The sequence below is a fragment of the Klebsiella sp. 18074 genome (assembly GCF_902705905.1).
GTDB lineage: Bacteria > Pseudomonadota > Gammaproteobacteria > Enterobacterales > Enterobacteriaceae > Klebsiella > Klebsiella terrigena.
Window position 1 is genome coordinate 59936 of sequence record NZ_CACSIS010000003.1, and the last position, 26899, is coordinate 86834.

The window sequence follows — 26899 nt, forward strand, 5'->3', positions numbered from 1 at the left end:
CCGCCCCCTTACTGCGGCTGAAGCACGGCGCTGGCGGAGGCGCCCATGCGGAACAGTTCAGGATCGGGATCTTTGACGGCGATTTTAACCGGGAAGCGCTGGGAAACGTGGACCCAGTTGATGCTCTTCTGAATAATCGGCAGGCCTTCAATCACGCTCCCGCCTTCGGGCAGCACCCCTGAGCCCACGGAATCCACCACCCCAGAGAAGGTTCTGTCGTGGTTGGTCATCACGGTAACCCGCGCCGGAACGCCCGGGCGGACGTTTTTAAGATCGGTTTCGCGGAAGTTGGCGATCACGTACCAGCGGTCGTCATCCATTAGGGTAAACACCGGCTTGAGCGCCGAGGCGTACTGGCCGACGGTGGTTTTCAGCGCCACCACCACGCCGTTGAAGGGGGCATGGACTTCGGTAAATTCAAGATGCAGCTCCGCCAGCGCAATCTGCGCCAGGATCCCCGCCCGCTGGGCAACCATCGCGTCTACGCCGGAGACGGCGGCGGAGGCCTGCTTCGCCTGCAGCAGCGTTGCCTGCAGCTCGGCGCGGGCGGCCTTTTCCGCGGTTCTCGCCTGGTCGAGATCTTCCTGCGAGGCAAAGCCCTGCGGCACCAGCGGTTCGAGGCGGGTACGGGAAGAGGTGGTCTGCTTAACCAGCGCCCTGGCGCGCTCGACGGCGGCGGCCACCGACTGGGCGTTGTACTCCTGGGCCTTAACCGTACGTTGGGTCAGCATGATTTGCGCATCCAGCGTCGTCAGCCGGGCTTTGGCGTCGTCGAGCATCGCCTGGTAGGGGCGCGGATCGATGCGGAACAGCAGATCGCCTTTCTTCACCCGCTGGTTGTCGCGGATCGGCATCTCGACGATCCGCCCGCTCACCTCCGGCACCACGTCAATGGTGTCGGTATAGACGTAGGCGTCGTTGGTAGCCGGCGAGGTCTGGAGCTGCCAGATAACCACAATAAGCGCCACGATCGCGGCGAGGACGAGGGCCAGCAGGGGCCACTTTTTCCGTAATACGCTTGGGCTAGAGTTTGTCATAGCGGCTTAGTTAACAAAGAAGAGGAACCACAGGATCGTGGCGAACAGGAACATCAGCGCCAGGTAGCTGAAGACCAGCGGCGAAAATCGCGACTGCCAGCCCCGGCGGACGATCAGGATATGGCAGGGAATGAGTAAAAATACGCCGCCCAATAAACAGAAGAACCAGCCGGGAAATGCGGCACCTAATACCGGGATCGCCGGTGATAAAGAGCAGCCGGAAATTAAGGGCGCGGTTAATAATAGTACCGGCGGAGCCAGCTTCGCTATACGATTCAAGGGAGGATACCTGCGCGCTCATATCATTGTGGAGTGAGTTTAATCGGCCTGAAGGGTAATTAAAAGCCGCTCGGCAGACTAAAAACCTATATTCCTGGCGCCGGTTGAGCTTAGGTTTTACATAGTGGATGAATATAAACGCATTTATTTTGCATTAACCGCGGTAGCGGTCGAGAAAATAGGGGCGAAGGGTTTCTGCTGCTGCCCGTAGTCAGCGCCTTCCACCAGGACTATGCTTAGGGTCTGAACAATAAAAACAATGGGCAATGTCATGGATAAGGAACTACTGGACGCGGGGTTTCGCGCCTACAGGGGAGAGAAAATCGATGTCTACTTCAATACGGAAATCTGCCAGCACTCGGGGAATTGCGTACGCGGTAGTGCGAAGCTCTTCAATCTGAAACGTAAGCCGTGGATCGTGCCGGACGAGGTGGATGCCGCCACGGTCGTGCGCGTCATCGATACCTGCCCGAGCGGCGCCCTGAAGTATCGCCAAAAATAAGTGAGGACCTGATGGAAATACTGGAAGGCCACAACAAGTTTTACGTTAACGACGACGAGGGCAATCAGGTCGCCGAAATTGTCTTTGTCCCCACCGGTGAGCATCTCAGCATTATTGAACATACCGACGTCGACGAGAGCCTGAAAGGGCAGGGCGTGGGTAAAAAGCTGGTGTCGAAGGTGGTGGAAAAAATGCGCGGCGAGCAGCGTAAAATTATCCCGCTATGTCCGTTTGCTAAACACGAGTTTGATAATACCCGCGAATACGATGATATCCGTGCCTGATATAAATGCGCCGGCTTTTGCCGGCGCTAAATGTTAGGCGAGAAGCGCAGATGCACTGATCTCTTTTCTGGCGCTTATTTCGTTGAGAAAGAACTTAGCCAGAATTTTTACCGCAGCCGCGCGCGTCAATATTATTTCGGCAGCCTGTTTTCGGCTTCGCGCATAAGGTACCTCGCATCTTTGCTATCAGCGGCCGCCTTCATTTTCCAGCTTCTGCCGTTTGCGCAGATGCGGGAAAATGGTCATCCATATCGCCACCACCACCAGCGTGCCAATCCCGCCGAGTGCCGCGGCCGGTACGGCGCCCATCCACGCCGCCAGCAGGCCGGACTCAAACTCGCCAAGCTGGTTCGAGGTATTGATGAAGATGGCGTTTACCGCGTTCACGCGGCCGCGCATATCATCCGGCGTATCCAGCTGCACCAGCGCGCCGCGAATAACCATGCTTACCATATCGAACCCGCCGAGCGCGGCCAGCGCCAGCAGGGAGAGCCACAGCTTCGTCGAGAGCGCAAACACCAGCGTCGCCAGGCCAAAGCCGGCCACCGAGGCGAACATGATCAGGCCCACGTTCTTCTCCAGCTTGTTGCGGCTGAGCCAGATACCCACCAGCAGCGCGCCGACCGACGGCGCTCCGCGCAGCATCCCCAGGCCCCAGGGGCCGGTGTGCAAAATATCCTGGGCGAAGATCGGCAGCAGCGCCGTCGCCCCCCCGAGGAGCACGGCAAACAGATCGAGCGAGATCACGCCCAGGACGTCTTTTCTCTCGCGGATAAAATGGACGCCGGCAAACAGGTTCTTGAGGTTCATCGGCAGGCGGGTTTGCGGCGGCCGCTCGTAGCGCAGCCGGCTCACCAGCACAATCGAGAACAGATAGAACAGGGCGGAGACGCCGTAGACCACTTCCGGACCGGCGACGTACAGCAGGCCGCCCAGGGTTGGGCCGATAATCACCGCCGCCTGTCCCCCAACGGAGCTGGCCGCCATCGCGCGGGCGAGGATCGGCGGCGGCACCAGCGCCGGCAGCATCGAGGTGATCGCCGGCCACTCCAGCGCTTTTGCCACCGAGATTAAGAAGACCAGCCCCCAAATCTCAATTTTGTCCGCCCAGTGTAGCAGCGTCAGCGCCACCAGCCCGAGTAGCGCCGCCCATTCGATGAACTGGCCTAGCAGCACAATGCGCCGGCGATCGAACTGATCCGCGAGGTGTCCGGCGGGCAGGGCCAGCAGCACTGAAGGGAGAAACTGCATCAGGCCGATCATCCCCAGCGCCATCGCGCTGTGGGTAATGGCGTAAATTTGCCAGCTAACGGCAACCGAGAACATCTGAAAGCCAAACGATGAACAGGTGCGCGCCAGCCAAAAGGTGACGAACGACCCGTGCCGCAGGAGAGAATCTTCCGCTGCGGATACCTGTGAACCCATAGTCTTATCCCATTCAAAGTCAATATTCCGGCCAGCATCTTTGTGCCGGCCTGGTGAGGCGCCCGTAACGGGCGCTTCTTATCTTTTTTGCACATTGCAGAGTGCGGCATCCTGGCCGTTCGGACAGTGGCGAGGCGTGCGCTGAGCATGCGGTTGATTATCTTAAATGGGTTTCAGCAGGCGCGTCTAAGTATTAACAGGCCGGTAATCCGGAGGGAGAGGCAGGTAAATGGTTCCGGTTACGGCGGGGGCTCAGGGCGGCCGCAATAAGCTGCGCCGGGTATCGCGACTGCATGAGGCCGCGGTCCCGCAGAATGCCCGTATGCTATAGTTTTAGGCCTCTCTGCGGATGAGAAGGCGTTTAATCCCCCACCACGACAGGAAATGTAATTTGCCTCAACGCCCGGAACGGTCGACGCGTCGGACCGCATTTATTGCAGATACCGCTGCGCTGATCCTCTTCTTCACGACAACCGGCATTATTAACGAGCGCGTGATAGCCGGTATGGCCTGGGAACAGGTTCTCCACGCCCGCCTGCTGGGGGCGGCGCTGATGATTCCGGTCGCAAGACCCTACGGCATCTGGCGGGATTGGCTGATGCGGCGCGCCGGCCCTGGGCGGGTGTCTCAGCTGCTATGGGACAGCGCGGCCCTGGTCAGTTTCCAGGTGCCGATCTATGCGCTGATTATTGCTTTTAGCGGCGCCTCGGGAAGCGGGCTGATTCGAGGCACTCTCGGCGCCGCGCTGATGATGCTTTGCCTGGGCAGGCCCTACGGCGCGTTTCTTAACTGGGTGCGTCGGTTATTTGGTTTACCTCCTGGGGGGAGTAAGCCGATGTCGTTGGGTGACTGAAGAGGGGCTGCGTTCGGAGCGGACGTTGGCGTTTTGGATTAATACGAATGTGAAAGCAAATCCGGGTTACCGATGGTCAGGTGCCCCTGAAATAAAGTTAAAGCGGTGAAATAGCGTCTACAACATGCTGGAAAACGTAAGGATCGGACAGGAGCTCAAATGCTTCGTCGTCCGGATAAGTCACGGCCACGTGATAGTTTTCTCCCGCAAATGCCTTTACCGAATGCAGATCCTGCCAGTAAGTTGCCAAAAAGAAATGCTCCCAGTCCCCCTGGCTTTCCCTACGCACAAACGCGCCTTGGTTTCCGCGTATGCTCCTGGAATGCTCCACGCCTGTTTTTTCCAGGTGTTTCGCAAAACCTTCCGCATGTTCAAGCGGAACACAGCCGTGCCAGGTCCTTACAATCATTAGCTTTTCCTCTCAAGTGGCGAAAGTATAACCATACCACCGGAAGGCGCCTTATTGTGTGTTTTTCGAAGAGCATACTGCTGTAGTACGAAATAGATTAACGTGATGGGGGCAGTCTTTACTTCGGCCTGGGCAAAGATATTGCTGGGCAGGTTTGCACCCAGGCTGTGTAAAAACTCGGTTTTTGTAGTACTTGAGTACTAACTCCAGTCAGGGATGTGTAGTGGTTCGGTAATTCAGGACACCTCGAAATCCTGCGGGTCATCTTTAGCGCCGCTGGGCGAGAAGGCTTGCCGGTAACGAGCCAGGGACAAAGCGTGGACGGGGAAAGCGGTGATAAAGGGATATTTTTGAAGAGCATATACCACGGGGCCCTTCTTCAGCTCGAGAGCTATGGCGATTCTGCCTTTTACTTTCTGGTGTAACTCAGTAAGCCAGACATCAAGCGCTTCTGGTGTATATTCAATCATATGGAATACGCGTTCACCGTTTTTAAACTGAACACAGACATCGTGTTTTTTATCTGCCAAGTCCAGACCAACATGTGCAGCAAACTGATTAGTCGCGGTCATCACCAGCTCCTCTTCATCGGGGATTGGTATGCATTCCACGCTCTTCGAAAGAAATATAGCCAGCAGTTTATCTGCATGCCCTGAGTATTCGTTAGCGAACGTGGAGCACCTACTGGCTCGAAAGAAAAGCGGCGATCATCGCATGATTCTCGCTCAATATTCGTAACCAGTAAGCGCATACCCTGAATCACTTCAAAGTGTAATTCTCAGGGTGCGAATGACTATAGTTCGCTCAAAGCTGCCTGTCATGCCTGCTTAAAAAACAGGCTTAACGGGTGATTTCGTTCCATTGAGCGGGAACTCCTGACCGTAAGGGATGTACGGAACGTTCAGCCTGTCCGTTTTTGGTTTTGCTCACTTTCGGACATCAGGACAAAGTGGTGTACGTAATCGTTCGGTTTTGGACACAAAAACACAGTAGCGCCGAAATTCAAGGGACAGACAAGATCGTATTGGTTAAAAAGTAGACTTAGCGTGGTTTATTTTCCGAATTCCAAGCGGACCCCAAAGACGCCGAATGGGTGATTTTCGAGAATTCCAGCCACATGCCGCACGTTGAGGAACGGGAAGCATGTATGGAGTGCGTGGGGGCGTTTTTGGCAAGAAACCATTCACTCTGATGACGAACAAAGGCGGCTTCGTCTCCATGCCGAGGCAGCCTGAGGTCATGTATTATTTTACACCGATCATTGGCTTAAATGATCGGCTGACTGGAATGAGGCAACGCGACGCATTTTTGTGTAACGTTGCCGGATGATATCGGCGCGCAGACTTGATCATGTTTCGGTATCATCCGGCTACAGCCGGTTTACTGTTCTTTGAACATTTTATGCAGGCGCTGTGTCACCAAGAGGCCGTTCTGAATGAGTCCACATATCGCTAATACCGATTTAAATCTGCTGAAAGTGTTTGAAGCGCTCTACACGGAAGGCAGTGCCAGCCGGGCGGCAATTTTGCTGGGCGTGACCCAGTCAGCGGTCAGTGCTGCGCTGTCACGGTTGCGCTTGCTTTATGACGAGCAACTTTTTATCCGTACCGGACGGGGGCTGAAACCCACGTTATTAGCCAGCCAGCTCAAACCTGTGGTATCTGAAGCATTGGATAAATGCCGCCAGAGTCTGAGTATGGCCTTGCCCGCACCGGAAAACTTTGCCGGACGCTCGGTTACGATTGGCCTGTCGGATGATTTCGAAATTGCTATCGGACAAAAACTCATCGGCATCCTCGCACGCCGGGCTCCAAGGCTGCGCATCATTTTTCGTCAAAGCAACAGTCAGATTATCGAAGATGCCTTACTTGATCGCAGTATCGATCTTGCGATTAGTGCCGGCGGCATTTCCAGCCGAAGCCTGAGTCGCGAACTGCTGGCAGAAGGCCGCTACAGCTGTGTGGTTGATCCGCAATATACTCAGCTCGCTATGGATAATTTTGATGTTCAGCAGTTCATTGCACAGGATCAGATCCTTGTGTCTTCCGGCGGATTTATCGGTGTGGTTGATGAGGCGCTGGCGGCGCTCGGACTAAAACGCAGCATCGTCGCATCAACCACGCATTTTGCGGCGCTTCCCTACCTGCTCAAAGGCACGCAAGCCATTGCAACTATCCCGGATCACGCCGCGCAGGCGATAGCAAAATTAAGCGGGCTGAGGGTGTTACCCTGTCCGGTTGACCTGCCCCGCTATCCTGTCGAACTCAGTTGGAGGACACAGGAACTGATTGAAGCCTCTGTGACTGAAGCCCGCGCCGCGATTATCGAGTGTTTTAGCGCTTTCAACCAGACCGAGCAACTTGCTCCCTGATATGAATATGATGAATATCAGATAGCAACCGAACGATATTCATTCATAGAAAAAACCGTCATAGAATCAGCCAGACCTTTACTTAACAGGAATGGCATCATGTCCCGCTCAACGATCGCTGCACTTCAGATCGGCTCTTTACCCGGCGGTAAAGCCGACACTCTCGAACTCATTCTTTCCTATGAAGACGCTATTCTCGCTTGCAAAGCGACGCTGGTCGTCATGCCTGAGGCCATCCTCGGCGGCTATCCTAAAGGCGAAAACTTCGGCACATACCTGGGCTACCGTTTGCCAGAAGGCCGGGAAGCTTTTGCCCGTTATTTCGAGAATGCCGTGGATATTGATGGCGAAGAAGTGGCTGCGCTTGCCGGGCTGTCGGAGCGCACCGGCGCTCACCTTGTGGTCGGTGCCATCGAACGGGCAGGCAGCTCTTTATTTTGTTCCACGCTATTTTTCGCGCCGGAGGTCGGCTTAGCAGGTAAACACCGCAAACTGATGCCAACCGGAACCGAAAGACTGATCTGGGGACAAGGCGACGGCTCCACACTGCCGGTGTTTGATATTCCTGCGGGCCGTATAGGGGCTGCAATTTGCTGGGAAAACCATATGCCTTTGCTGCGTATGGCAATGTACGCCAAAGGCATTGAGATATGGTGTGCACCGACTGTGGACGAGCGCGAAATATGGCAATGTTCGATGCGACACATTGCGCATGAAGGCCGCTGTTTTGTGGTGAGCGCCTGTCAGATTCAGCCTTCTCCCACAGCGCTGGGCGTAACAGTGTCCGGATGGGATAACGACCGTCCTTTGATCAACGGCGGCAGCGTCATCATCGGCCCTCTGGGCGATGTGCTTGCGGGGCCGATGAAAGGCAGCGCCGAGCTGTTAACGGCAGAGATAGACACCGCAGAACTTATCAAAGCCCGCTATGACTTTGATGTCGCCGGGCACTATTCACGGCCGGATATTTTTGAGTTGAGCGTGGATGAACGCGTCAGATCGGGCGTCCGGTTTATTAAGGAGTGATTCTGTTATTACTTTCGTCACTTTTATAAAAAGCTGACGGTGAACCGGACGATTTCGCGAACAGGCTCACACTTGCGGTTTTTTTTCAGATGTTTATTTTGACTTCCTGACGTAATTAATCAGAAATAGCTCACAGGCGTGTTACTACTCAGCGTAGGCAAGACCTGAAGCCCCATCCTCTTCTTTGTAAGGTGATGGGGCTTCAGGTCTTTTTTTTTTGTTTCAGTTCCGGGAAGGGTGGCGATGAATCATCTGCAAGTTGCTCAGGAAATTGTGGCGCGAGTCGGGGGCGTGGACAACATTGAACACGTTGAACACTGTTCAACGCGGCTGCGGCTCAGCCTCTTTGACAATGAAAAGGCCGAACCGGCCGCGTTAGAAAAAATTTCCGGTGTGCTGGCCGTGAGGCTCAATGTCCAGTGCCAGGTGGTGATTGGTAGCGAAGTGATCCGTGTATATGACGCAGTAAAAGAACTTGTCAGCGGTCAGACGCCGCCGGTTCAGGCTCAGCGGAAACCTGGTACAAAACAAAAACGTGTCGTTTCAGTCGTGATGGATTTCATTATCAGGGGTCCGCTTGGAATTCGGAAAATAAACCACGCTAAGTCTACTTTTTAACCAATACGATCTTGTCTGTCCCTTGAATTTCGGCGCTACTGTGTTTTTGTGTCCAAAACCGAACGATTACGTACACCACTTTGTCCTGATGTCCGAAAGTGAGCAAAACCAAAAACGGACAGGCTGAACGTTCCGTACATCCCTTACGGTCAGGAGTTCCCGCTCAATGGAACGAAATCACCCGTTAAGCTTAAAACGCTTAACGAATGGAAGGGACTTCCCCTGATATGCGCCTGATTAGCTTTCGCGCAATTATGGGATAAACATTGACCCAGAGGGATTCGTTATGACCATCACCCCTGTCGGTATCGATCTTGCTAAAAATGTGTTTGCTATTCACTGTGTTGACCAAAATGGTAAAGCAGTTCTGGTTAAACCCAAGGTGTCGCGTGCAGCACTTTCTGAACTCATCGCAGGTTTACCTCCCTGTGTAATTGGAATGGAAGCCTGCTCGGGTGCCCACTATTGGGCAAGATTATTCAGGCAGTATGGCCATGATGTCCGGTTGATGGCCCCGAAATTTGTCTCACCCTATCGCATGGCGGGTAAGACCGGGAAAAATGATGTAGCTGATGCAATAGCTATTTGTGAGGCTGTGCAGCGGGCGCATATGCGCTTTGTACCCGTCAAAGACGAAAGCCAGCAGGCAATGCAATGCTTACATAGGACAAGACAGGGATTTATCCAGGAAAGAACAGCGACGTATAACCGTCTTCGGGGACTGGTATCTGAATTCGGGGGTTATTGCCCCACAAAGCACTGATGCTCTGCGTCATGCTGTTTCTGACCAGAAGGAAACCCTACCAATACAGGTCAGGCTGTGCATTGATGATCTATTGGCACATATCACTAATATTGAAGAGAAAATCGCCGAATATGACAGGGTGTTATCTCGTGTTGCCAAAACAGATCATCGCAGCCAGCAGTTAATGGAACTGAAAGGTATTGGGCCCACAACAGCGAGTGCGCTGGTCGCCAGTATTGGCAATGCCCATGATTTTAAGAACGGGCGCCAACTGGCAGCCTGGTTGGGGCTAACGCCATCACAATACAGTAGTGGCGGAAAATCAAAGCTTGGCAGGATAACAAAAGCGGGTGATGCCTACCTGCGAACCCTGCTGGTCCAGGGAGCCCGTTCTGTAATGGTAGGGGTAGAGAATAGAACGGACTCGTTTAGCCGTTGGGTCTGCTCGTTGATTGGTAGGCGGGGATACTGGCGTGCTGTCGTTGCAATCGCCGCCAAGAATGCGAGGTTGTGCTGGGCATCATTACATTACGGCGATGACTTCAGACTGTATTCAACAACGTGAAAAATTAAACTGAGTAGTAACTTAACTGTAACTCGTTGATGGTAAAGGGTTAGACCCCCGTGAGAAGTATCTGCATATCCTACTGGATATCACTATCCGATTAACGAAGGAGGATCTCACGAGCGTCTTTCATCAGGGTCCGAATCAATAGCGATTCAGCGTGACCGTTTATAGTAGCTCAGTCTCATCCCTTGCCTTTCATTGATGAACAGACAGAAATTAAAAACCGGCGTTGACTGTTCGGGGAAGCCCTTATAGTAGATATTTTCCGTTTTCCAAGCGGCCCCCTATATACCCGCCTGGAGGAGATCCCGGCAGAATAAAGAAAAACACCGCCGAAAGGCGGTGTTTTTGTATTAGCGAACCAGATGTAAGAAGTGAAGATGCTTTTCATACTGGTCGAGAATATCGTTGATAATCTGTTCCTGATTCCAGCCCATCACATCGTAATCCTGACCGCCTTCTTTCAGGTAGATTTCAGCCCGATAGTATTTATGCTGCTCTGCCTGCTGCTCCTCATTATCCAGCCCGGAGATCGCAAAGGTAGGAACAACATAACCGCGGAGTCTGACTTCGTAGATGAAGTTAAGCTCATTGCCTAAATCCACTTCGAAGCGAATACGGTCTTCGCCACTGTTGTTGATATGGCTTACGGTGCTCTGTTTGTTCAACTCATCCTGAACCATTGTCATGGCAGGCTGAATGACATCATCCATAAAACGTTTAACCAACGAACGTTTTGGCAGATGGGCGATATTGCGCAGTCTGCGCTGCCACGGAATAGGATTACGCGCAGCGGTAGGTGCAATGGTGGTCATATTCTGGCTGTCGCGCTTGGTGATGTCCCGTCGCAATGCTTTCAGCAATCCGTATATCGATATCAACAAAATCACCGAGAACGGCAGGGCGCTGGCAATGGTCACCGTCTGCAAGGCGCTAAGGCCGCCCGCAATCAGCAACGCAATGGCGACCACCCCCATCAGTGCAGCCCAGAAAATACGCTGCCAGACGGGCGTATTGCTGGAGCCCCCGGAGGCCAGGGTATCCACCACCATCGCTCCGGAATCTGCCGAGGTGACAAAAAATACGATGACCATCGCCATGGCGATGAACGACAGAATGCTGGAGAACGGGAAGTGCTCAAGGAAATTAAACAGCGCCAGGGCCACATCCTGCTGGACGGTATTGGCGAGGTCCGTCGCCCCTTTCTGCATGATCAGATAAATCGCGCTGTTTCCGAAGACGGTCATCCATAACAGGGTGAAACCCGCCGGGACGAAGAGCACGCCGGTCACAAATTCGCGGATGGTTCTGCCGCGCGAGACGCGGGCGATAAACATGCCGACAAACGGCGACCAGGAGAGCCACCAGCCCCAGTACAGCAGCGTCCAGCCACCTAACCAGTTACTCGATTTAGGCTCGTAGGCATACAAATTAAAGGTTTTACTGACCATTTCGGACAGATAACCGCCAGTGTTCTCAACGAACGATTTCAACAGCAGAACCGTAGGTCCCAGCAACATCACCAGTGCCAGCAGTAGCAGCGCCAGGCTCAGGTTGATCTCGGACAGAATACGAATGCCCTTATCCAGCCCCGACACCACCGAAATCGTTGCCAGGCCAGTGATGACCACGATCAGGATCACCTGCACCGTTTCATTAATTGGCACGCCGAAGAGATGATTAAGCCCGGCGTTAACCTGCAGCACGCCATAACCGAGGGAGGTGGCCACGCCAAACACGGTGCCGATAACCGCAAAGATATCGACCGCATGGCCAATCGGTCCGTAAATGCGATCCCCGATAATCGGATACAGCGCCGAACGCAGGGTCAGCGGCAAGCCGTGACGATAGCTAAAGAAGGCCAGTATCAACGCCACTATCGCGTAAATCGCCCATGCATGGAGTCCCCAGTGGAAGAAGGTCAGGCGCATGGCCTGCTTGGCGGCTTCGACCGTTTCCGGGGTACCAACCGGCGGAGAGAGGTAATGCATCACCGGTTCTGCCACCCCGAAGAACATTAGGCCGATCCCCATCCCGGCGGAAAACAGCATCGCGAACCAGGAGTGATAGCTGAAATCAGGTTGGGCGTGGTCGGGCCCAAGTTTAATATCGCCGTAGCGCGACAGCCCGAGGAACGTCACGCTCAGGAGGATCAGCGCTACGGTCAGAATGTAAAACCAGCTGGCGTTGGTGAAGATTTGATTCTGCAGAAGTTTGAAGTTTTTATCGGCCAGATCGGGGAAAGCCGCGGCAAAGGCGACAAGAAGAAATATTAACAACGCCGAGGTGAAAAACACCGGCTTGTTAATATGGTTTTCAGTCTTTTTTATTGGGGTTTCATTCTCACTCATAAGCTCATTTATTCCATTGTGTGTTCACTTCGCCCTGGATGGATGAATTTTGGCACAGCCCGATCCTAACAAAAGAAAAGGAGTGATGCCTAATGACCTTAAGAATAAGCTGAATCGCTTCTACGATACCTATAATGATAATCGCTGTTCAGGCTTGTGCCAGGATTTGCTCCGCCGCCAGATCGGCCAGCCTATCAATGTCGTGCACTACCCCGACATCGCAGAGCGACAGCTCCAGAACCTCCCCCTGACGGCGTGCGCGGGGCTTTGTTAATGGAATGGTCGCCCCCTACATCTTATGCCACAGTGGGACGATAAATCGTCACTACCTGAGCGGAGCGGCCATCATGAACGTTAAGACTATCGGCATCGATTTGGCAAAAGAGGTTTTCCAGGTCCACAGATCAATGACCACCGCAAGATACAGCCAGCCCTCATCGGTGCGCAAGTACGTGATGTCTCCTGCCCACTTTTGGTTCGGACCTCCGGCGTAAAAATCCTGCTTCAGCAGATTGTCAGATACTGGCAGACCGTGCTCGCTGTAGCTGACCGGACTGAACTTACGGGCAGCTTTTGCGCGAAGCCCCTGACGCCGCAGGCTGGCGGCAACGGTTTTGACGTTGTACGCCGGAAGAGGGGGATAAGCGGGCGGTGAGCGCGTTTGAAGAGATCCCGCAGATCGTGCTGGCGCAGCGCCTGTTCGGCGATCCGGATTATTTGATGCACGTGGTGACCCGCGATCTGCCGGCGTTCCAGAAACTATACGATGACAAGCTCTCCGCGATGCCCGGCGTTCAGCACCTGCGATCGACCCTGGTAATGAAAACCGTGGTGCAGGATCGTCCTTTTCCGCTGGAGAGCCTGAACTCGTCGCGATAGCGCCGTTGAAAGCCTGGTGGGTAAGAGGAGAGGGGGATTCGGCGGGGAGATCAACGGGCGCGCGGTCGTGCCCGTCGGGCGGCGCTTAGCCTACCACTTCTCGTTGCGTGCATCGTGGCGGCCGTCGCGACGGTTCTCGCGCTTATCCTGGCGGCAGCCGGCGTTGCTTTTGTTGTCGTCTCTAACGCACTGCTGTTTGGTCTCTCGCCCGTCCTGGCGCGAGTCCTGGCGGATATCGCGAGCGTCCTGGCGGTTATCGCTGCGGTAGGTTGCGTGGGCGGAGAGCGCGGGCAGCAGCAGCGCGGCGGTGACCAGAGAGAGAATGATTTTTTTCATAAACTAGCCCTTCAAATAAAAAAACAAACCGACATATGAATAATAATTAACCGCTATTGTGACCGGGGAATATTTTTTCGCTGGCGTAAAAGTGCTTTATTATCAAATGGTTTGTTTAAAATTAAATTTGAACGGACCCTCAGTAGGCGAAGGTGGCGTCAACGGCCGCTAAGCCTATGACGCCGAACGAGAATTTCGCTATGCCGTCTGCTGCTGGCGGCGCGCGCCGGGCTGGCGGATGCTCATCAGGGCCATCAGGGCCATCAGCGCCAGCAGGGCAAAGGTGAGCAGCATCAGGGCGATCGGCACGTAGCTGTCCCACGTCATCAGGAAGGCGACCGCCAGCATCGGGCTAATGCCGCCGGAGATTACCGCGCCGATTTCATGCCCCAGCGCCAGGCCGGTATAGCGCACCTCCACCGGAAAGAGCTCCACCATCATGCACGGCTGGGCGGCGATCATCGCCCCGTGGCAGACCGGCAGCGCCAGCAGCATCGCCAGCAGAATCGCCGGGAAGCTGTGCATTTGCAGCAGCCAGAAGAAGGGGAAGGCCACCAGCGCCATCCCGATCACGCCGGCATAGTAGACTTTTTTGCGCTCGATGCGGTCCGACAGCCAGCCCCAGCCGAGGATGGTGGCGATCTCCACCGCCATGGCGATGGTGACGGCGGCAATGGTCTGGCGGGTATCGATGCCGATATGCTTGCAGTAGACCACAGAGAAGGTGAAAAAGATGTAGACCGCGCCGTTCTCCGCCAGCCGCAGGCCGATGGCCTGTAAAATGGCTTTCGGGTGATGTTTAAAGGCGGCCAGCACCGGCAGAGGCTGCTCCGCCGGCTGCGTTTTACGGGCAACGAACTCGGCGTTTTCCTCGATGTTGCGCCGGATTAGACCCCAACGAGGAAAATAAACAGGCTCAGCAGGAACGGAATACGCTATGCCCAGGCCAGCACGTCCTCCTGGGGCAGCAACTGCACCAGGTAGAAGGCGAGGGAAGAGAGCACAAAGCCGCCGGAAACCCCCACCTGGCTCCAGGCGGTGTAGTAGCCCTTCTGGCTTTCCGGCGCGTTCTCGCTCAGCATCAGCACGCCGCCGCCCCATTCCCCGCCGGAAGCCACGCCCTGCACGAAGCGCAGGCTGATCAGGGCAATCGGCGCCAGAATGCCGATATGCTCGTAGGTTGGCAGCAGGCCGATCAGAAAGGTGCTGGCGCCCATCAGCGTCAGGGTGATAATCAGCGTCATTTTTCGGCTGTACTTATCGCCCAGATGCCCGAAGGCGATGCCGCCCAGCGGTCGGGCGATAAAGCCGATGGCGAAGCCGGATAGCGCCAGAAACGCGCCGAGCAAAGGATCGTCGGTTGCCGGAAAGAACAGCGGGCCGAAAACCAGCGCCGCCGCCGTGCCGTAGAGAAAGAAATCGTACCACTCCAGTGAGTTACCGAGAAAAGAGCCAATAATCAGTTTGCGCATTGATTGCGGCTTGCCTGGCGTCATATCGTTCGCAGCTCCGGACATTGCGTGAACTCCACTACAGGTGAAAGTGAGCGCCAACGAGCGGGCGCCGGGTAAACGTCGTGATGGGCTATTTTTTAGTTATGGTGCAGCCTGACTGAGGGCCTCGGTGCTAAGGGTATGAAACCGGCGGTTAAACCACACCAGGCCGTCGCCGGGCTGGTCCTGGCGACTCTGTCGGACCTCGCAGTAAAACACGCTGTGGCTGCCGACCTCATGGCTGGCGTTAATCGTGCAGTCGACGCTGGCGACGGCAGAGGCCAGCGCCGGCGAGCCGGTTTCCAGCACCAGCCACTGCTCGTGCTGAAAACGCTCCTCCGAACGCAGCTGGTTGTTGGCAAAGATTGCGGAAAGCGCCTGATGTCGCGCGGAAAGCACGTTCACGCACAGAACGCCGTTCTCTTTGAATTTGCTATGGACGAAGGAGGAGCGGTTCATGCACACCAGCAGGGTGGGCGGAGAATCGGTGACGCTGCAGACGGCGGAGGCGGTAAAGCCAAAGCGTCCCGCCGGGCCGTCGGTGGTGATAATGGTAATGGCGCTGCCCAGCTGCGCCATGGCGTTACGGAAATCAGATATCAGGTTCATAGCGGTATCCGTTATTTCAGTTTGACGTATTCGAAGCCTTCGATAACCAGACGCGGGCTTTTGGCCCGCGAGCAGCACAGCAGGATCTGGTCATTATCTTCGCGTTCTTCAGCGGTTAAATACTCGTCGCGGTGATCCGGCACGCCGCCGCAGACGTTGGCGAGGCAGGTGCCGCAGACCCCCTGCTCGCAGGAGACTTTGACCTTAATCCCCGCCTCTTGCAGAGCGGCGACGATGGTCTGCTCCTCGGTGACGCTGACGGTGATACCCAGCTCCGGCACCTCGACCTCAAAGCGCTCGCCGCCGGTTTCGACTTCGCGGTTGAAATACTCCTGATGCAGCTGCCCGGCGCTAAACCCGCAGCCCCGCGCGGCATCGGCTATCCACGTCATAAAACCTTCCGGGCCGCAGACGTAGAGGTGTCCCGCCCGATGGTGCCCGGCCAGCACCTCGGCGGGACGCACCTTGTGCCCCTCATCGCTGATATGCAGCCGGACGTGGGCGCTGAAATGGCAGTCCGCCAGCTCGTGCAGAAACGCCATGCTCTCCCGGCTGTGGCCGCAGTAGTGGATCTCAAAGGATTTCCCAGCGCGGAACAGCGTATCCGCCATCGCCAGCATGGGGGTGATACCGATCCCGCCGCCGATCAGCAGGCTGTGGCTGGCCTCCATGTCGAGCGCAAACAGATTGCGCGGCGGGCTAATGGCCACCGTCTCGCCCACCGCCAGCCGATGGGCGGCCAGCGACCCGCCGCGCGATGCCCGATCCTTGAGGATCCCCAGGCGGTACTGCTGCGGGTGGTGGGCGCTGCCGCACAGCGAGTACTGACGCACGACTCCGTCGCCGAGGTGAAGGTCGATATGCGCCCCGGCGCTAAACGGCGGCAGGGCGGCCCCGTCGACGGAAGCCAGCGTCAGCACCGTGACCTCGGTGCCCTGCATTTCGCGTTCTGCGACGCGGACGATCAGTGTTTCAGCCATCTGTGTTCTCCCCCCTCGCGGGGCCTGGCGCATGTAAATGCCGCCGTTGATGTCCCAGATCGCCCCGGTGATAAAGGTGGCGGACGGGGCCGCCAGCAGCTCGACCGCGCGGGCTACCAGCAGCGGATCGCCGAGACGCTTCATCGGGATCATCTCCAGCAGCGCCGGCATTTTGTCGGCCCCCACCGCGGCGTGCACCGAGGGGAGATCCAGCGGGCCGGGAGCGATGGCGTTAACGCTAACCCCGTCGGCGCTCAGGGCGCGGGCGAAGACTTTAGTCAGGGTCAAAATGCCGCCCTTCGAGGCCGCGTAGTGGGCGCCTGAGGCGGTGCCGCCGTTTTGCCCGGCGAGGGAGGCGAGGTTGATAATGCTGCCTCTCTTGCGCTGGCTAAAGTAGCGGCCGAGGATCTGGCAGCCGAGGAAGGTGCCGCGCAGGTTGGTGCTGGTCACCCTGTCGAACTCCTCCACCGAGATCTCCATGATCGGCGTGGTCAGCGTCAGCGCGGCGTTGTTCACCAGCACGTCCAGTTCGCCAAAGCGAGCGCCGATCTGCTCCAGCGCGGTGCTGAACTGCGCGGGCTGGCGAATATCCAGCGCCAGCGGCAGCAGGCGCTCTTCGCCGCTGTCAATCTCCTGCGCGCTAAGGCGCGCGGCCTCGAGGCTGAGATCCGCCATGGCGACCTGATAGCCTTGCTGCCACAGGTGGCGGCTGATGATCTGGCCGAGGCCGCTGGCGGCGCCGGTCACGAGTACGCTTCGTTTCATAGGGACCTCACAGGATGTAGCCAATGCTGTGCAGGAAGTCGTCGCCGTTAATCAGGCGGACCACCTTTTGCGCGATCAGGAACGTCTCGCCCTGCGGCTTAAGGACGTAGCTCAGGTCGGCAACATAGTGCTGCTCGTTGCCTTTGCGGTATTCATAGAGGAACTGGGCGCAGCGGATCTCCACGCGCTCCTCGTCGGCGGAAAGCAGGTGATGGCGGCCGGTCATGCGGACGGTGCGCGCCCGCGGCGTGGTGGAGATAGACTCCCCGCTATACAGGCGGTTTACGCGCTTTTCGCGCATGGCCTGGTTGTCGTAGGCGTAGTTCAGGGTGTTGGCAAAGTCGGTAGCCTGCTGGTCGACGGGAATGATATACATCGCCGCCGGCTGCTAGTCCTCTTCCAGCAGGCGCATCAGTTCCGCCAGCGCGTCGTTCAGCCGCTGGCGCTGCTCCGCCGTGAGTCCGGCAAGCAGCTGGCGTTCGTTCTCGACGTGCGTTTCAACCGCGCGATCGATGCGCTCCCGCCCCTCCGGCGTCAGGGCTACCAGCATGCTCCGCGCATCCTGCGGATTCGCCAGCCGGCATATGAACCCCCGCTTTTCCAGCGCCTTCAGGCGGTGGGTCATGGTACCGGAGGTGATCATCAGCGTCGAAAAAAGCTGGGTCGGCGAGAGGGTAAACGGCTCTCCCGCCCGGCGCAGGGTCGCCAGCATGTCAAATTCCCAGCGCACCAGATCGTGGCGGATAAAAGCTTCCTCGACGCGCGGTTCCAGCAGCATGGCGCAGCGCTTCAGGCGGCCAATCGGCCCCATCGGGCTACAGTCAAGATCGGGACGCTCCCGCTTCCACTGTTCAAGAATGCGGTCTACGGCGTCTGTTTGCGGTGATTTGTCCATTTGTGCCTACTTATCTTGATATCAAGATATCTATCGCTACATACTTGGCTGACTAATTTACCTTGATGTGAAGATAAAATCATGACCTTTCTCTCGCGCTCGCTCGTTTTTGACCTGCTGTTGACCGCTCTGGCCCCGGCCATCTGGGGGACGACCTATATTGTGACCTCGCAGCTATTGCCGGCGGACAGGCCCTTTATCGCGGCGCTGCTGCGGGTGCTTCCGGCAGGGATCGCCCTGTTAATCTGGTGCCGCCGCTTTCCTCTGCGCAACGAGTGGTGGAAGCTGGTGGTCACCGGGATCCTCAATATTGGCGCCTTCCAGGCGCTGTTGTTTATTGCCGCCTATCGCTTGCCCGGCGGGATGGCGGCGGTGATCGGCGCCATTCAGCCGCTGCTGGTGATGCTGCTGGCCTGGTCCGTGGACAGGCAGCGATCGCCGTGGATGGCGGTTGCCTCGGCCTGTACCGGCATTATCGGCATGGCGCTGCTGCTGCTCTCTCCGCAAACGGTACTGGATCCGCTGGGCATCGGCGCGGCGTTTTTAGGGGCGGTCAGCATGGCGCTGGGAACCTGGCTCTCCCGACGCTGGGCGATATCGCTTCCGGTAGTGGCGCTGACGGGCTGGCAGCTGCTGATTGGCGGTGTGGTGCTGGCGCCGATTGCGCTGCTGGTCGATCCTCCTTTACAGCAGGTGACCCTGACTCAGGCGGCGGGCTATCTGTGGCTGTGCGTGGCGGGGGCGATGCTGGCGTACGGTCTGTGGTTCCGCGGAATTAGCCGCCTCTCGCCGGTGGCGGTCTCGTCGTTGAGCCTGCTGAGCCCGGTGACCGCGGTGCTGTTAGGTTGGATTATTCTCGGGCAGAAGATTCAGGGGCTGGCGCTGGTGGGGCTGGTCGTGGTGCTGCTCAGCGTGCTGTCTATTCAGCGTGCGCTAACAAAAAAGGCCCCATAAAGGGGCCCGACATTGCTGCATGGTTATTGCGCGGCGGGAGCCAAACGAGCCGCCTTCAGGCGGCCAGTCCGGCAGCTCCCTCTGCAACCATTCTTTTATTTGGACAGCTCGGCGGTCATATGAACCTGGTTACCGGTGTAGGCTTCGGTAATGTGGTAAGACGCGCCCTGATCTTTAGCGATGGTGGCGATTTTCGCTTCCGCGCTGTCCAGAGTATCTGCGGTCACGCTGACCGGGTGCTGAGCGAAGCTAGCAAAAGAAACCAGGGACAGCATACCGGCGGCGGCAAGTAATTTTACGTTTTTCATGGTGTTTTTCCTTTTAACTTTACAGGTGGAAAGCGCTGTGCTTTCGATGGGTTTATAATAAGCCTGCTAACTATAACGCGCGTTGCAAAAAGTGCGATTTAGATCACGCTTTTGTGCCGTTAAGATGACGTTCAGGTGACGTTTTAATGTCGATTAATCAATAAAAACAGTTTGTTGACGAAGCGAGTCGTGATCTTTTTTGCGGAAAAAAGACGCCGACGGCGCGGAGATTTTTTTCCTGAGGGCTTTGGCTATTGTTTTGGTGAATGTTTTGGCCGTTTTTTGACCAATGTGGCGCGAGCAATACTTCGTCCGCCGACGAAGCATCTGCGGGGCGGAGGGCATAGAGTGGCGGCACCGCTGAACAAATAAGGATGACACAATGATTGCCGTACTCTTTGAAGCCGAGGTGGCGCCGGAAGGCCAGGCGCGCTATCTGGCGCTGGCGGCGGAGCTTAAGCCGCTGCTCAGCACTATCGATGGTTTTATCAGTATTGAGCGTTTTCAGAGCCTGACGACGCCGGGGAAAATTCTGTCGCTTTCCTGGTGGCGCGACGAGCAGGCGGTGCTGGCCTGGAAAAATAACCTCGCCCATCGGGAGGCTCAGCAGGAGGGAAAAGAGAGTATCTTTGCCGACTATCAGATTCGCATTACCCGGCTGATGCGCGAATACGGCGCTGAAAGAGGCGAGGATCGCGGTCATGTATGATATTTATGTGATTCTGCCCAATCGTCCGGGCGCGCTGGCGCTGCTCGGACAAACGCTCGGCAACGGCGGTGTAGGTCTGGAGGGCGGCGGCGTTTTCACCGTCGACGACCGGTGCCACGCCCATTTTCTGGTGGCCGACGGCGAGCGCGCCAGAGCGGCGCTGGAGCAGGCCGGGATCCCGGTGGCGGCGGTCACTCAGCCGCTGATTCGCCGCCTCAAGCAGGAACCGCCGGGAGAGCTGGGCGCCATCGCCCGGGCGCTGGCCGCGCAGGGGGTCAATATTTTGACGCAGTACAGCGACCATGATAATCGTCTGATTCTGGTTACCGATAATTTCCCGCTGGCGCAGGAGGCAACGCGCCGCTGGGCCACTCACGCGTGAGGCAATATGCTCAAACCTGCCGCAGTTATTACCGATGATGAGTCGTTGGCCGTTGCCGTGGCGGCGATCGCTTCCGCCATGGCCGACAGTTCGCGGGTGAAAATGCTCTGCGCTCTGATGGACGGCCGGGCCTGGACGGCGACGGAGCTGGCTACGGCGGCGGACATTTCCGCCTCTACCGCCAGCGCGCACCTGAGCCGTCTGGTGAACGGCCGGCTGCTGGTATGCCTGGCGCAGGGGCGGCACCGCTACTACCGGCTGGCGGGGGCGGACGTCGCCGGCCTGGTGGAGAATATGATGACCATGGCCGGGAAGGGCGCGCTGACGCTGACCACCCGAACGCCGGTTAATTTACGCCGCGCCAGGACCTGTTACGACCATCTCGCCGGCGAGCTGGCGGTGGGCATTTATCAATTTTTACTGCATGAGGCCTGGATTACGCCCGACGGTTCGGCGGTAACGCCTGCGGGGGAAGCACACTTTTCCCGTCTGGGGATCGTTTTAACCGGCGATGGCCGACGCAAAGCGTGCAGCGCTTGCCTGGACTGGAGCGAAAGGCGCTTTCACGCCGGTGGGATCGTCGGTGCCGCGCTCCTGCAGCATGGTCAGCAGCAGGGCTGGTTTGTGCTAACGCCGGGCTTTCGCGAGGTTTCCGTCAGCGCGGAAGGAAAGCGCGCCCTGGCCCGGCACTTCCAGCTGCCGCTGTAGGACCGCAGGGCGTCGGGCCTGGCCGCCAGCTCAGACCGGCGGCTGAAAGTTTTTTATTGGACCGCCCGGCGCTATTCCCGCGACCTTCTCCTCGCTATTATTCAGATTGTTCCCGATGGTCATCAAATAGCAATATTTGTCATGATATTTACCTCCACAAATATATCTCTTGCGCCTTATCCCTTCTGAAGTAAATAACTTAATTATCGTTTGTGATTATTGTTTATCAATAATTGATAGGTCATGGCTATCGTCAGCGTGATGTAACAAGTTATAAGCAAATGTATATTTATCAGCGAAAAATAGCATTCTTTGACGCCGACAGCATTATCGAATTCCTTATTTGAATTCGCGTCCTGACGCCTTAAATATTGCGGCTTCCGGTCAGTCGAAGTTTCTATTCACAGTTGCAGCGATAGGCATCGCATAACGTTTCTTATCGTCTGCAGATTTACTGTTGGTTTATTGATACAAAACTCACTCTGACAAGGAAATGGCAATGAAAAAGGTTCTTCTCTCTGCAGCAATGGCAACGGCATTTTTCGGTATGGCAGCGGCAAATGCGGCTGATACTACTGTTGGCGGTGGCCAGGTTAATTTCTTCGGTAAAGTTACCGACGTATCTTGTACTGTTTCCGTAAACGGTCAGGGCAGCGATGCTAACGTTTACCTCTCTCCGGTGACCTTAACTGAAGTGAAAGCGGCGGGTGCAGACACCTACCTGAAACCGAAATCTTTCACCATTGACGTATCTGATTGCCAGGCTGCCGACGACACCAAACAAGACGACGTATCTAAACTGGGCGTGAACTGGACCGGCGGTAACCTGCTGGCTGGCGCTGCTGGCAAACAGGTTGGCTACCTGGCTAACACCGAAGCTTCCGGTGCACAAAACATCCAGCTGGTTCTGTCTACAGACGACGCCACTACTCTGAACAACAAAATCATCCCGGGCGACAGCACCCAGCCTAAAGCAACTGGCGATGCTTCTGCCGTTCAGGATGGCGCGCGCTTCACCTACTACGTTGGCTATGCTACCAGCACCCCGACTACCGTAACTACCGGCGTGGTTAACAGCTACGCGACTTACGAAATTACCTACCAGTAATTATCGTCTGAAAATAAACCGCCTTGATCGAGGCGGTTATATGCATTGATAAAGCGGCAGCCGCTGCCGCTTATTTTTTCCCGTCTGAGGTCAGCATGAAGCGTATTGCCCTTTGTTTCTGTTTCATTTTTAGTTTTGCGGCCCACGCCAATAATATTATTGTTAACGGCACCCGCTTTATTTATCCCGGAAATGAAAAAGAAATAACGGTACAGCTTTCGAATACCGCCGATCGTCCGGCGCTGGCGCAAGCCTGGCTGGATAACGGCAACGCCGACGCCACGCCGGATACGATTACCACGCCATTTATTATTACCCCGCCAATATCCCGCGTGGATGCTAAAAGCGGGCAGACCTTACGTATTAAGCTTGGCAGCAGCGCCGGGCTTGCCAAAGATAAAGAGACGCTGTGGTGGCTTAATCTGCTGGAAATACCGCCGGTAGAGGCTAATCAAAAAAATGAAGGACAGAACATCCTGCAGCTGGCGATTCGTTCGCGCTTTAAGTTTATCTACCGCCCGACCGGACTGGGCAACCGCGACGCTGCGCCGGAGAAATTAGCGCTTTCGGCCAGCGGCAGCAGCCTGTCGGTCAGCAACCCTACGCCATTTTATCTCACCGTAAGCCGTATTTCCCGCGACGGCGGCAAGGCCCTGAACGGCAAAACGGTGATGCTCGCTCCACAGTCCAGTCAGACCGTAGCCCTCTCTTCTGCCGTGAGCAGAGGCGAGACCCTGACGATTAATAACATCAATGACTATGGCGCAGATGTGGCAGTGAAAGTAGCCGTTAAATAAGGGACACTATCATGAAGCAGAGGACCATCTGCCCGGGAAGGTTAAGTTCGGCGATCGCTATGGCGCTGCTCTGCTTTCCGCCATTTTCCAGCGGACAGGAAAGCCCGGGAACGGTATACCAGTTTAACGACGGTTTTATCGTTGGCAGCCGAGAAAAGGTCGATCTGTCACGCTTCTCCGCCAGCGCCATCTCTGAGGGGACCTATTCCCTCGACGTCTACACCAACAGCGAGTGGAAAGGGCGCTACGAGCTGCAGGTCACCCGCGATAAAGACGGCAACATGGGGATCTGCTACACCAAAGAGATGCTCGAGCGCTACGGCATTGCCGCGGAAAAGCTCAATCCGCAGCTGGGGAAGCAGGAAGGCTACTGCGGACGGCTGAAGGAGTGGCGTAACGAAGAAAACGTTAAAGACAATCTGATTCAGTCCTCTCTGCGGCTGGAGATTTCCGTGCCGCAAATCTACGAAGATCAGCGCCTGAAAAACTATGTCAGCCCGGAGTTCTGGGATAAAGGCATTGCGGCGCTGAATCTCGGCTGGATGGCCAACACCTGGACCAGCCACACCTCGGGGAATAACGGCTCCGATAACAGCAGCGCCTATCTGGGACTTAACGCTGGTCTCTCCTGGGACGGCTGGCTGCTCAAGCACGTCGGTAACCTGAACTGGCAGCAGCAGCAGGGCAAAGCGCACTGGAACAGCAACCAGACCTATCTCCAGCGGCCGATCCCGCAGATCAACTCGATCGTCAGCGGCGGGCAGATTTTTACCAACGGCGAATTCTTCGACACCATTGGCCTGCGCGGGGTCAACCTGGCGACCGATGACAACATGTTCCCTGACGGAATGCGCTCCTACGCGCCGGAAATTCGCGGCGTGGCGCAGAGCAACGCCCTGGTAACGGTGCGTCAGGGCAGCAACATTATCTATCAGACCTCGGTACCGCCTGGCCCGTTTACCCTGCAGGATGTCTACCCCTCCGGCTACGGTAACGACCTGGAAGTCTCGGTCAAAGAGGCCGACGGTTCGGTGCAGGTCTTTAGCGTTCCCTATGCCTCGGTGGCGCAGCTGCTGCGCCCGGGGATGACCCGCTATGCGCTGTCGGCCGGTAAGGTCGATGACAGCGGGCTGCGTAACAAGCCGATGCTCTACCAGGCGACCTGGCAGCACGGCCTGAATAACGTCTTTACCGGCTATACCGGCGTCACGGGCTTTGACGATTACCAGGCGTTCCTGCTGGGGACCGGGATGAATACCGGTATCGGCGCGCTGTCGGTAGATATTACCCAGTCCCGGCTGAAGAGCGACACCCTCGACGAGAGCGGCCAGAGCTATCGCGCCACCTTTAACCGCATGTTTACCGATACCCAGACCAGCATCGTGCTGGCGGCCTACCGCTACTCCACCAAAGGCTACTACAACCTGAACGACGCGCTGTACGCCGTCGACCAGGAGAAGAACCGCAACAGCAGCTACACCCTGTGGCGGCAGAAAAACGGCATGACCTTCACCGTTAACCAGAACCTGCCAGAGGGCTGGGGCGGCTTTTATCTCAGCGGCCGGATCTCCGATTACTGGAACCGTTCGGGCACCGAGAAGCAGTATCAGCTCAGCTACAACAATATGTTCGGCCGCCTCTCGTGGTCCGCCAGCGCGCAGCGCGTTTATACGCCGGACAGCTCCGGCCACAATCGCGACGACCGCGTCTCGCTTAACTTCAGCTATCCGCTGTGGTTTGGCGAGAATCGGACCGCCAACCTGACGTCGAATACCTCGTTTAATAACTCGCGCTTTAGCAGTTCGCAGATCGGGATTAACGGTTCGCTGGATAGCGAGAACAACCTCAACTACGGCGTCTCGACCACCACCGCCACCGGCGGCCAGCACGATGTCGCGCTGAACGGAAGCTACCGTACGCCGTGGACCACTCTGAACGGCAGCTATAGCCAGGGCGAGGGATATCGCCAGAGCGGCCTCGGCGCCAGCGGGACGCTGATCGCCCATCGCCACGGCGTGGTGTTCTCCCCGGAAAGCGGCAGCACGATGGCGCTAATCGAAGCGAAAGATGCCGCAGGCGCGATGCTGCCGGGCTCGCCGGGCACCCGCGTCGACGGCAACGGCTACGCCATCCTGCCGTATCTGCGCCCGTACCGGATTAACTCCATCGAGATCGATCCGAAGGGCAGCCATGACGATATCGCCTTCGATCGTACCGTGGCCCAGGTGGTGCCGTGGGAAGGCAGCGTCGTGAAGGTGTCGTTTGGCACCACGGTACAGAACAACGTGACGATTATGGCACGCCAGGCGAATAGCCAGCCGCTGCCGTTCGCTGCCAGCATTTTCGATCCCAGCGGCAAAGAGATCGGCGTTGTCGGCCAGGGCAGCATGATGTTTATCAGTGACGCCAGCGTTCAGCACGCGACCGTTAAGTGGAGCGGCGGGCAGTGCACGGTGGAACTGGGCAAGGCAAAATCAAAGGAAAGGGTATGTCGCTGAGTAAACAACTGACGCTTTTTATTGGCCTGATGGCGCTGGGGACCACCTCCGCCTGGGCCGCCTGCTCGCGCCTGTCGCAGTCGACGGTGAATCTGGATATGGTCGTCGGCAGGGTTGTGGTTCCGCCCGATCTGCCGGTGGGCTCGGTGATTGTCTCCCGGGACTGGACGATGAGCGCCCCGGGCGGGGCCAGCTATAGCTGTACGGCCGGCACCAACCGCTTTGCGGCGAAGATCGTCTCTACCGGTTCGACCGACCTGGGCAATAAGGTCTACTCCACCAACGTGCCCGGTATCGGCATGCGCTTTAGCCGCGGCGGCGCGACGGTGAACATCACCTATCCCGACGTTTTCTCGTCGTCCGTCTCGAGAACCACCAACTACTCGCTGGAAGGCTCCCGTTTTACGCTGGAGATCATTAAAACCGCCGCGGTCACCGGCAGCGGTACCCTGGCAGCGGGGAAATATACCTCCTACGACTGGGAGCGGGGCAACAACCCGATTCTGGAAACCTATCTGAGCGCAAATGCGATTACCGTGGTCTCACCCTCCTGTACGGTGCTCGGCGGTAAGAATATGAACGTTGACGTCGGGACCATTAAGCGCAGCGATCTGAACGGCGTCGGCACTTACGCCGGCGGCAAAAATTTTAATATTGAGCTGCAGTGCAGCGGCGGGCTGAGCGCCACCGGCTATGCCAATATTGAGGCCTCTTTCTCCGGTACTCTTGCGACCGGCACGACCCTCACCCGGGGGGCGCTGCTGAATGAAAAAGCCGGCAGCTCTATGGCTAAAGGGATTGGGATTCAGGTGCTGAAAGGCGGCGTGCCGGTTGAGTTCAATAAGAATTACAACGTCGGGACCTTAAGTAACCAGGAAACGCGCTACATCACGATACCTTTCCTTGCGCGTTTTTATCAGTACGCGGCGGCCACCAGCACCGGCGAGGTTGAGTCTCACATGATCTTTAACCTGACGTACGATTAATTCGGGAGGCGGGTATGAAGGAAA

Annotated in this window: 27 protein-coding genes and 6 pseudogenes; 18 read left to right on the forward strand and 15 right to left on the reverse strand. The window is 56.6% G+C overall.

All coding sequences use genetic code 11. The features are described 5' to 3' along the window. Positions 1-8 precede the first annotated feature (8 nt). A complete protein-coding gene (mdtN, locus tag GVK32_RS03580; RefSeq protein ID WP_115191934.1) occupies positions 9-1037 on the reverse strand; it encodes a multidrug transporter subunit MdtN in 1029 nt (342 codons plus the stop codon). A gap of 6 nt (positions 1038-1043) precedes the next feature. Next, on the reverse strand, positions 1044-1316 hold the full coding sequence (locus GVK32_RS03585; protein WP_159865262.1) for a YtcA family lipoprotein: 273 nt from the start codon (positions 1314-1316) through the stop codon (positions 1044-1046). A 271-nt stretch (positions 1317-1587) separates the two neighbouring features. Between GVK32_RS03585 and yjdI the strand changes: the two genes are divergently transcribed. Both yjdI and GVK32_RS03595 read left to right on the forward strand, forming a co-directional pair. Further along, positions 1588-1818 carry a 4Fe-4S mono-cluster protein YjdI gene (yjdI, locus tag GVK32_RS03590; protein ID WP_041147123.1) on the forward strand — a complete coding sequence of 77 codons (231 nt, stop codon included), beginning with the start codon at positions 1588-1590 and terminating at the stop codon, positions 1816-1818. Positions 1819-1829: 11 nt separating this feature from the next. Continuing rightward, positions 1830-2102, forward strand: coding sequence for a GNAT family N-acetyltransferase (locus GVK32_RS03595; protein WP_159865265.1), 273 nt, complete (start codon positions 1830-1832; stop codon positions 2100-2102). Between the two features lie 186 nt (positions 2103-2288). Here GVK32_RS03595 and GVK32_RS03600 read toward each other — a convergent pair whose 3' ends face one another. Further along, entirely contained in the window at positions 2289-3527 is a 1239-nt protein-coding gene (locus GVK32_RS03600) for an MFS transporter (protein WP_159865268.1), read from the reverse strand. 391 nt (positions 3528-3918) lie between these two features. Here GVK32_RS03600 and alaE point away from each other — a divergent pair, with 391 nt between their 5' ends. Further along, positions 3919-4380: an L-alanine exporter AlaE gene (alaE, locus tag GVK32_RS03605; RefSeq protein ID WP_159865271.1), complete on the forward strand. Its 462-nt coding sequence runs from the start codon at positions 3919-3921 to the stop codon at positions 4378-4380. A gap of 97 nt (positions 4381-4477) precedes the next feature. Here the strand turns inward: alaE and GVK32_RS03610 are convergent, their stop codons facing one another. Both GVK32_RS03610 and GVK32_RS03615 read right to left on the reverse strand, forming a co-directional pair. Further along, complete coding sequence (locus tag GVK32_RS03610) at positions 4478-4789, reverse strand: hypothetical protein (protein WP_123708731.1); 312 nt, start codon at positions 4787-4789, stop codon at positions 4478-4480. Positions 4790-5028: 239 nt separating this feature from the next. Further along, a pseudogene (locus GVK32_RS03615) lies at positions 5029-5361 on the reverse strand (transposase); the annotation flags it as partial. Positions 5362-5873: 512 nt separating this feature from the next. On the opposite strand from GVK32_RS03615, the pseudogene GVK32_RS29030 reads away from it, so the two are divergent. The 6 genes and pseudogenes from GVK32_RS29030 to GVK32_RS29420 all read left to right on the forward strand — a co-directional run. After that, a pseudogene (locus GVK32_RS29030) lies at positions 5874-5981 on the forward strand (alpha/beta fold hydrolase); the annotation flags it as partial. Between the two features lie 243 nt (positions 5982-6224). Then, entirely contained in the window at positions 6225-7160 is a 936-nt protein-coding gene (locus tag GVK32_RS03625) for a LysR family transcriptional regulator (RefSeq protein WP_159865274.1), read from the forward strand. 99 nt (positions 7161-7259) lie between these two features. Further along, positions 7260-8186 carry a carbon-nitrogen hydrolase family protein gene (locus tag GVK32_RS03630; protein ID WP_159865277.1) on the forward strand — a complete coding sequence of 309 codons (927 nt, stop codon included), beginning with the start codon at positions 7260-7262 and terminating at the stop codon, positions 8184-8186. 243 nt (positions 8187-8429) lie between these two features. Further along, positions 8430-8804, forward strand: coding sequence for a PTS transporter subunit EIIB (locus GVK32_RS03635; RefSeq protein WP_159865280.1), 375 nt, complete (start codon positions 8430-8432; stop codon positions 8802-8804). A 286-nt stretch (positions 8805-9090) separates the two neighbouring features. Then, entirely contained in the window at positions 9091-9567 is a 477-nt protein-coding gene (locus GVK32_RS29415; RefSeq protein ID WP_255429268.1) for an IS110 family transposase, read from the forward strand. Continuing rightward, on the forward strand, positions 9467-10114 hold the full coding sequence (locus GVK32_RS29420) for an IS110 family transposase (RefSeq protein ID WP_255429285.1): 648 nt from the start codon (positions 9467-9469) through the stop codon (positions 10112-10114). The genes GVK32_RS29415 and GVK32_RS29420 overlap by 101 nt, the downstream gene beginning before the upstream one ends. 356 nt (positions 10115-10470) lie before the next feature. On the opposite strand, the gene GVK32_RS03645 is transcribed toward GVK32_RS29420, so the two are convergent. Both GVK32_RS03645 and GVK32_RS03650 read right to left on the reverse strand, forming a co-directional pair. Then, a complete protein-coding gene (locus GVK32_RS03645; RefSeq protein ID WP_159865283.1) occupies positions 10471-12468 on the reverse strand; it encodes a choline BCCT transporter BetT in 1998 nt (665 codons plus the stop codon). 394 nt (positions 12469-12862) lie between these two features. Then, a pseudogene (locus GVK32_RS03650) lies at positions 12863-13093 on the reverse strand (IS3 family transposase); the annotation flags it as partial. Here GVK32_RS03650 and GVK32_RS03655 point away from each other — a divergent pair. Then, positions 13093-13347: pseudogene (locus tag GVK32_RS03655) on the forward strand (Lrp/AsnC ligand binding domain-containing protein); the annotation flags it as partial. The pseudogenes GVK32_RS03650 and GVK32_RS03655 overlap by 1 nt on opposite strands. Positions 13348-13437: 90 nt before the next feature. Here GVK32_RS03655 and GVK32_RS03660 read toward each other — a convergent pair. The 7 genes and pseudogenes from GVK32_RS03660 to GVK32_RS03690 all read right to left on the reverse strand — a co-directional run bounded on the left by GVK32_RS03660 (position 13438) and on the right by GVK32_RS03690 (position 18425). Then, positions 13438-13683 (reverse strand): hypothetical protein, encoded by a 246-nt coding sequence (locus GVK32_RS03660; RefSeq protein ID WP_076945902.1) that lies wholly within the window; start codon positions 13681-13683, stop codon positions 13438-13440. Positions 13684-13881: 198 nt separating this feature from the next. Then, positions 13882-15155: pseudogene (locus GVK32_RS03665) on the reverse strand (MFS transporter). 123 nt (positions 15156-15278) lie between these two features. After that, positions 15279-15785 carry a flavin reductase gene (locus GVK32_RS03670; protein ID WP_159865286.1) on the reverse strand — a complete coding sequence of 169 codons (507 nt, stop codon included), beginning with the start codon at positions 15783-15785 and terminating at the stop codon, positions 15279-15281. A gap of 11 nt (positions 15786-15796) precedes the next feature. After that, the gene (locus tag GVK32_RS29475) at positions 15797-16798 is read right to left on the reverse strand and encodes a 2Fe-2S iron-sulfur cluster-binding protein (RefSeq protein ID WP_368667449.1); all 1002 of its coding nucleotides are present in this window, start codon (positions 16796-16798) and stop codon (positions 15797-15799) included. Next, positions 16793-17530: pseudogene (locus tag GVK32_RS29480) on the reverse strand (SDR family NAD(P)-dependent oxidoreductase); the annotation flags it as partial. The pseudogene GVK32_RS29480 and the gene GVK32_RS29475, both read right to left, overlap by 6 nt. A 7-nt stretch (positions 17531-17537) precedes the next feature. Next, positions 17538-17906 (reverse strand): aromatic-ring-hydroxylating dioxygenase subunit beta, encoded by a 369-nt coding sequence (locus GVK32_RS03685; protein WP_159865289.1) that lies wholly within the window; start codon positions 17904-17906, stop codon positions 17538-17540. A gap of 12 nt (positions 17907-17918) precedes the next feature. Beyond that, positions 17919-18425, reverse strand: a complete 507-nt coding sequence (locus tag GVK32_RS03690; RefSeq protein WP_159865292.1) for a MarR family winged helix-turn-helix transcriptional regulator — start codon at positions 18423-18425, stop codon at positions 17919-17921. Between the two features lie 81 nt (positions 18426-18506). Here GVK32_RS03690 and GVK32_RS03695 point away from each other — a divergent pair, with 81 nt between their 5' ends. Next, positions 18507-19379, forward strand: a complete 873-nt coding sequence (locus tag GVK32_RS03695; RefSeq protein WP_159865295.1) for an EamA family transporter — start codon at positions 18507-18509, stop codon at positions 19377-19379. 95 nt (positions 19380-19474) lie between these two features. Here the strand turns inward: GVK32_RS03695 and GVK32_RS03700 are convergent, their stop codons facing one another. Continuing rightward, positions 19475-19687, reverse strand: coding sequence for a YdgH/BhsA/McbA-like domain containing protein (locus tag GVK32_RS03700; protein ID WP_015585822.1), 213 nt, complete (start codon positions 19685-19687; stop codon positions 19475-19477). Positions 19688-20069: 382 nt separating this feature from the next. Between GVK32_RS03700 and GVK32_RS03705 the strand changes: the two genes are divergently transcribed. From GVK32_RS03705 to GVK32_RS03735, 7 genes are all read left to right on the forward strand, one after another. Continuing rightward, positions 20070-20396, forward strand: a complete 327-nt coding sequence (locus GVK32_RS03705) for an antibiotic biosynthesis monooxygenase (RefSeq protein ID WP_159865298.1) — start codon at positions 20070-20072, stop codon at positions 20394-20396. Further along, entirely contained in the window at positions 20389-20778 is a 390-nt protein-coding gene (locus GVK32_RS03710) for an amino acid-binding protein (protein ID WP_159865301.1), read from the forward strand. The genes GVK32_RS03705 and GVK32_RS03710 overlap by 8 nt, the downstream gene beginning before the upstream one ends. 6 nt (positions 20779-20784) lie before the next feature. Continuing rightward, positions 20785-21486, forward strand: a complete 702-nt coding sequence (locus GVK32_RS03715) for a helix-turn-helix transcriptional regulator (protein ID WP_159865304.1) — start codon at positions 20785-20787, stop codon at positions 21484-21486. Positions 21487-21985: 499 nt separating this feature from the next. After that, entirely contained in the window at positions 21986-22594 is a 609-nt protein-coding gene (locus tag GVK32_RS03720; RefSeq protein WP_159865307.1) for a fimbrial protein, read from the forward strand. 95 nt (positions 22595-22689) lie between these two features. After that, the gene (locus GVK32_RS03725) at positions 22690-23391 is read left to right on the forward strand and encodes a molecular chaperone (protein WP_041147074.1); all 702 of its coding nucleotides are present in this window, start codon (positions 22690-22692) and stop codon (positions 23389-23391) included. A gap of 11 nt (positions 23392-23402) precedes the next feature. Further along, positions 23403-25889, forward strand: a complete 2487-nt coding sequence (locus GVK32_RS03730; protein WP_159865310.1) for a fimbria/pilus outer membrane usher protein — start codon at positions 23403-23405, stop codon at positions 25887-25889. Beyond that, positions 25880-26875, forward strand: a complete 996-nt coding sequence (locus GVK32_RS03735; protein ID WP_159865313.1) for a fimbrial protein — start codon at positions 25880-25882, stop codon at positions 26873-26875. Before GVK32_RS03730 ends, GVK32_RS03735 begins: the two co-directional genes overlap by 10 nt. The last annotated feature ends 24 nt before the right edge of the window (positions 26876-26899 follow it).

Coding starts and splice junctions, on each gene's coding strand:
- GVK32_RS03725 (WP_041147074.1), top strand. CDS start 22,690: ATGAAGCGTATTGCCCTTTGTTTCTGTTTCATTTTTAGTTTTGCGGCC.
- GVK32_RS29475 (WP_368667449.1), bottom strand. CDS start 16,798: ATGCGCCAGGCCCCGCGAGGGGGGAGAACACAGATGGCTGAAACACTG.
- GVK32_RS03670 (WP_159865286.1), bottom strand. CDS start 15,785: ATGAACCTGATATCTGATTTCCGTAACGCCATGGCGCAGCTGGGCAGC.
- GVK32_RS03625 (WP_159865274.1), top strand. CDS start 6,225: ATGAGTCCACATATCGCTAATACCGATTTAAATCTGCTGAAAGTGTTT.
- GVK32_RS03685 (WP_159865289.1), bottom strand. CDS start 17,906: ATGTATATCATTCCCGTCGACCAGCAGGCTACCGACTTTGCCAACACC.
- GVK32_RS03695 (WP_159865295.1), top strand. CDS start 18,507: ATGACCTTTCTCTCGCGCTCGCTCGTTTTTGACCTGCTGTTGACCGCT.
- yjdI (WP_041147123.1), top strand. CDS start 1,588: ATGGATAAGGAACTACTGGACGCGGGGTTTCGCGCCTACAGGGGAGAG.
- GVK32_RS03600 (WP_159865268.1), bottom strand. CDS start 3,527: ATGGGTTCACAGGTATCCGCAGCGGAAGATTCTCTCCTGCGGCACGGG.
- GVK32_RS03700 (WP_015585822.1), bottom strand. CDS start 19,687: ATGAAAAACGTAAAATTACTTGCCGCCGCCGGTATGCTGTCCCTGGTT.
- GVK32_RS03735 (WP_159865313.1), top strand. CDS start 25,880: ATGTCGCTGAGTAAACAACTGACGCTTTTTATTGGCCTGATGGCGCTG.
- GVK32_RS03660 (WP_076945902.1), bottom strand. CDS start 13,683: ATGAAAAAAATCATTCTCTCTCTGGTCACCGCCGCGCTGCTGCTGCCC.
- GVK32_RS03645 (WP_159865283.1), bottom strand. CDS start 12,468: ATGAGTGAGAATGAAACCCCAATAAAAAAGACTGAAAACCATATTAAC.
- GVK32_RS03715 (WP_159865304.1), top strand. CDS start 20,785: ATGCTCAAACCTGCCGCAGTTATTACCGATGATGAGTCGTTGGCCGTT.
- GVK32_RS03720 (WP_159865307.1), top strand. CDS start 21,986: ATGAAAAAGGTTCTTCTCTCTGCAGCAATGGCAACGGCATTTTTCGGT.
- mdtN (WP_115191934.1), bottom strand. CDS start 1,037: ATGACAAACTCTAGCCCAAGCGTATTACGGAAAAAGTGGCCCCTGCTG.
- GVK32_RS29415 (WP_255429268.1), top strand. CDS start 9,091: ATGACCATCACCCCTGTCGGTATCGATCTTGCTAAAAATGTGTTTGCT.
- GVK32_RS03710 (WP_159865301.1), top strand. CDS start 20,389: ATGTATGATATTTATGTGATTCTGCCCAATCGTCCGGGCGCGCTGGCG.
- GVK32_RS03595 (WP_159865265.1), top strand. CDS start 1,830: ATGGAAATACTGGAAGGCCACAACAAGTTTTACGTTAACGACGACGAG.
- GVK32_RS03690 (WP_159865292.1), bottom strand. CDS start 18,425: ATGGACAAATCACCGCAAACAGACGCCGTAGACCGCATTCTTGAACAG.
- GVK32_RS03630 (WP_159865277.1), top strand. CDS start 7,260: ATGTCCCGCTCAACGATCGCTGCACTTCAGATCGGCTCTTTACCCGGC.
- GVK32_RS03730 (WP_159865310.1), top strand. CDS start 23,403: ATGAAGCAGAGGACCATCTGCCCGGGAAGGTTAAGTTCGGCGATCGCT.
- GVK32_RS03610 (WP_123708731.1), bottom strand. CDS start 4,789: ATGATTGTAAGGACCTGGCACGGCTGTGTTCCGCTTGAACATGCGGAA.
- GVK32_RS03705 (WP_159865298.1), top strand. CDS start 20,070: ATGATTGCCGTACTCTTTGAAGCCGAGGTGGCGCCGGAAGGCCAGGCG.
- GVK32_RS03635 (WP_159865280.1), top strand. CDS start 8,430: ATGAATCATCTGCAAGTTGCTCAGGAAATTGTGGCGCGAGTCGGGGGC.